The 3,346-nt window shown below is 48.0% G+C and carries 2 protein-coding genes, 1 tRNA gene and 2 pseudogenes; 3 read left to right on the plus strand and 2 right to left on the minus strand.

Going from position 1 to position 3,346, the window contains the following annotated elements; genetic code table 11:
• Both EQY_RS27150 and EQY_RS0123435 read left to right on the plus strand, forming a co-directional pair.
• Positions 1 to 128, plus strand: a pseudogene (locus EQY_RS27150) (Fic family protein); the annotation flags it as partial.
• 324 nt (positions 129 to 452) lie between these two features.
• A pseudogene (locus EQY_RS0123435) lies at positions 453 to 1,817 on the plus strand (YifB family Mg chelatase-like AAA ATPase); the annotation flags it as partial.
• 24 nt (positions 1,818 to 1,841) lie between these two features.
• Here the strand turns inward: EQY_RS0123435 and maoP are convergent.
• On the minus strand, positions 1,842 to 2,180 hold the full coding sequence (gene maoP / locus EQY_RS0123440; RefSeq protein ID WP_000841001.1) for a macrodomain Ori organization protein MaoP: 339 nt from the start codon (positions 2,178 to 2,180) through the stop codon (positions 1,842 to 1,844).
• A 118-nt stretch (positions 2,181 to 2,298) separates the two neighbouring features.
• Here maoP and hdfR point away from each other — a divergent pair, with 118 nt between their 5' ends.
• Positions 2,299 to 3,138 (plus strand): HTH-type transcriptional regulator HdfR, encoded by an 840-nt coding sequence (gene hdfR / locus EQY_RS0123445; RefSeq protein WP_000379262.1) that lies wholly within the window; start codon positions 2,299 to 2,301, stop codon positions 3,136 to 3,138.
• A 95-nt stretch (positions 3,139 to 3,233) separates the two neighbouring features.
• On the opposite strand, the gene EQY_RS0123450 is transcribed toward hdfR, so the two are convergent.
• Positions 3,234 to 3,309: transfer RNA gene (locus tag EQY_RS0123450), tRNA-Trp, on the minus strand.
• Positions 3,310 to 3,346 lie beyond the last annotated feature (37 nt).

A 3,346-nucleotide genomic window follows, 5' to 3' on the forward strand; every position in this document is an offset into this window, starting at 1 on the left:
TTGATCGAGGCATGTTACAGCCTGTAGAAGAAGGAGGGAGGACTTACACCGCCAGATTCTCAAATACCTATCTTATGCGCGGAGTTATTAACAGTCTTCGCAATACTGGGTTTATCCCTGATCTGTAACCCCAGAAAGTAAAGCCCCTTTGTTTTACGTGTGTACTAAGAGGGGCTGCCGAAAAAGCGCATTATCAAAAAACCAGTAACTAGAGCTGGTGGGCATGATGCCGATACCGGGATCTCGGTATCGGTTTATCCGTGATCATCCACCAGCTTGATAACGGATAGCCGAAAAATGATAACGGTATAGCCTGTCGCTTGTGTCTATTTGTTTCACGTTGTTGCACACAGTGCACCGAACGGTGTAGTTAATGGTGTAGTTAATTTGAGATTTTTAACGTTATTTGCAGCGATAGTTATTAATTAAATTCAATATGTTATGTACATTTAATTATAAATAGCGGATATGAATATCCGGCGAAAAAAATCACCATCAACCTTGCTCCAGCCGATCTGCCAAAAGAAGGGGGACGATATGATTTACCTATCGCCATTGCGTTGCTGGCGGCCTCAGAACAGCTTACAGCCAATAAGTTAGATGAATATGAATTAGTCGGAGAACTGGCGCTTACAGGCGCTCTGCGTGGCGTTCCAGGCGCAATCTCCAGTGCAACTGAAGCCATTAAGTCGGGCAGAAAAATTATCGTCTCGAAAGACAACGAAGATGAAGTGGGGTTAATTAACGGTGAAGGATGCCTGATAGCCGATCATCTGCAGGCTGTCTGTGCATTTCTGGAAGGTAAACACGCTCTCGAACGCCCGAAACCAACTGATGTAGTATCCCGTGCATTACAACATGATCTCAGTGATGTTGTCGGTCAGGAGCAAGGAAAGCGAGGACTGGAAATTACTGCTGCTGGCGGACACAACCTTTTATTGATTGGACCGCCGGGAACAGGCAAAACGATGCTCGCCAGCCGTATTAATGGCCTGTTGCCAGATTTAAGCAATGAAGAAGCACTGGAGAGTGCCGCAATATTAAGCCTGGTAAATGCCGAATCAGTGCAAAAACAATGGCGGCAGCGCCCGTTCCGCTCACCGCACCACAGTGCGTCGTTAACTGCGATGGTGGGCGGTGGCGCAATTCCCGGGCCTGGTGAAATTTCGCTGGCGCATAACGGCGTACTTTTTCTTGATGAACTACCTGAATTTGAACGGCGTACACTGGATGCCTTGCGGGAACCCATAGAGTCAGGGCAAATCCATCTTTCACGCACACGAGCAAAAATAACCTATCCAGCCCGTTTCCAGCTTGTTGCGGCGATGAATCCCAGCCCAACAGGACATTATCAAGGGAACCATAACCGCTGCACGCCGGAACAAACGCTGCGTTATCTCAACCGACTCTCCGGTCCCTTTCTTGACCGCTTTGACCTCTCACTGGAGATCCCGCTACCGCCACCCGGTATTTTGAGCAAAGCGGTCATTCAGGGGGAAAGCAGCGCCACCGTTAAACAACGCGTAATGGCCGCCAGAGAGCGCCAATTTAAGCGGCAGAATAAACTGAATGCCTGGCTGGATAGTCCGGAAATACGACAATTTTGCAAGCTTGAGAACGAGGACGCACAGTGGCTGGAAGAAACGCTGATCCATCTGGGATTATCTATTCGTGCCTGGCAGCGGTTACTGAAAGTATCAAGAGCCATAGCTGATATTGATCAGTCTGACGTCATCACACGTCAGCATTTACAAGAGGCCGTAAGTTATCGGGCTATCGACCGTTTGCTCATCCATTTGCAAAAACTGCTGACGTAAAAAAAGGGCATTTCGCCCTTTTTATTAATCGTCGGAATCGGTGTAGTCTTCAGCACCTTCGACCTGCGGTTTACCGCCGGAAAGAGTGTGAAAACGTTTTGGACGCTTGATACGCGTCATATACTTGGACCACACGCGTTCTGCTTCTGTCACTGGCTCACGTTCGCCACGGCATACTGCTACGAAGAGTTTCTCTTCCTCGGTAACCGGCTCGCGTTTGCCGAGATCCAGCTCATTGAAGGCATAACCATGACGTTCAAGCAGTTGTGCCTCTTTGATGGTGAAATCACCATGACGAGAGAATCCACGTGGATAATGTTTATTGTCGAAATATCGATTAGTCGTCGTAAAGCTTTCCGCCATCCTGCACGCTCCTAATTCTTTGACCGAGCTAGTTATGGCGCGGAGTATTAGTTACGCTTGACAGAGTGTAAAACAAAACATTTAAATCATAACGACAAATAATTTTGCGGAGAGCACTGTGGATACGGAATTGTTAAAAACTTTCCTGGAAGTTAGCCGAACGCGTCACTTTGGCCGAGCGGCTGAATCGCTCTATCTGACCCAGTCAGCAGTGAGCTTTCGGATCAGACAACTGGAAAATCAGCTGGGTGTGAATCTTTTCACCCGTCACAGAAACAATATCCGTTTAACCGCTGCCGGTGAAAAGCTGTTGCCTTATGCAGAAACACTCATGAGCACCTGGCAGACCGCTCGTAAGGAGGTAGCGCATACCTCACGACATAATGAGTTTTCTATCGGTGCCAGCGCCTCGTTGTGGGAATGTATGCTTAATCAGTGGCTGGGGCGCTTGTATCAAAATCAGGATGCCCATACAGGCTTACAGTTCGAAGCGCGAATTGCCCAGCGCCAATCTCTGGTAAAACAACTGCATGAACGCCAGCTTGATCTTCTTATTACTACTGAAGCGCCCAAAATGGATGAATTTAGTAGTCAGTTACTGGGGCATTTTACTTTAGCACTCTATACCAGTGCCCCTTCCAAGCTAAAAGGTGAGCTTAACTATCTCCGCCTGGAATGGGGGCCGGATTTTCAACAACATGAGGCTGGTTTAATCGGTGCTGATGAAGTTCCAATGCTAACAACCAGTTCTGCTGAACTGGCACAGCAACAGATTGCAATGCTTAATGGTTGCACATGGCTGCCGGTGAGTTGGGCACGTAAGAAAGGTGGGCTGCATACCGTTGTCGACAGCACAACTCTTTCTCGTCCTCTCTATGCCATATGGCTGCAAAATAGCGATAAAAATGCGTTGATTCGCGATCTATTGAAAATTAACGTGCTGGATGATGTGTATTAATCAAAATAGCCGGCAAGGATGCCGATGGAAGGATTTACTTCGAAGAGGGTTATTTCAGACAAAAAAAATCCTTAGCTTTCGCTAAGGATGATTTCTGGCAGGGGCGGAGAGACTCGAACTCCCAACACCCGGTTTTGGAGACCGGTGCTCTACCAATTGAACTACGCCCCTAATTAGGGTGGCGGAACGGACGGGACTCGAACCCGCG

Origin of the sequence: Escherichia sp. TW14182, from assembly GCF_000208525.1 — a bacterium.
GTDB classification, from domain to species: Bacteria; Pseudomonadota; Gammaproteobacteria; order Enterobacterales; family Enterobacteriaceae; genus Escherichia; species Escherichia ruysiae.

What these genes read in the sequence shown, in the direction of transcription:
- maoP (WP_000841001.1), bottom strand. Translation starts at nt 2,180, where the DNA reads ATGGCGGAAAGCTTTACGACGACTAATCGATATTTCGACAATAAACAT.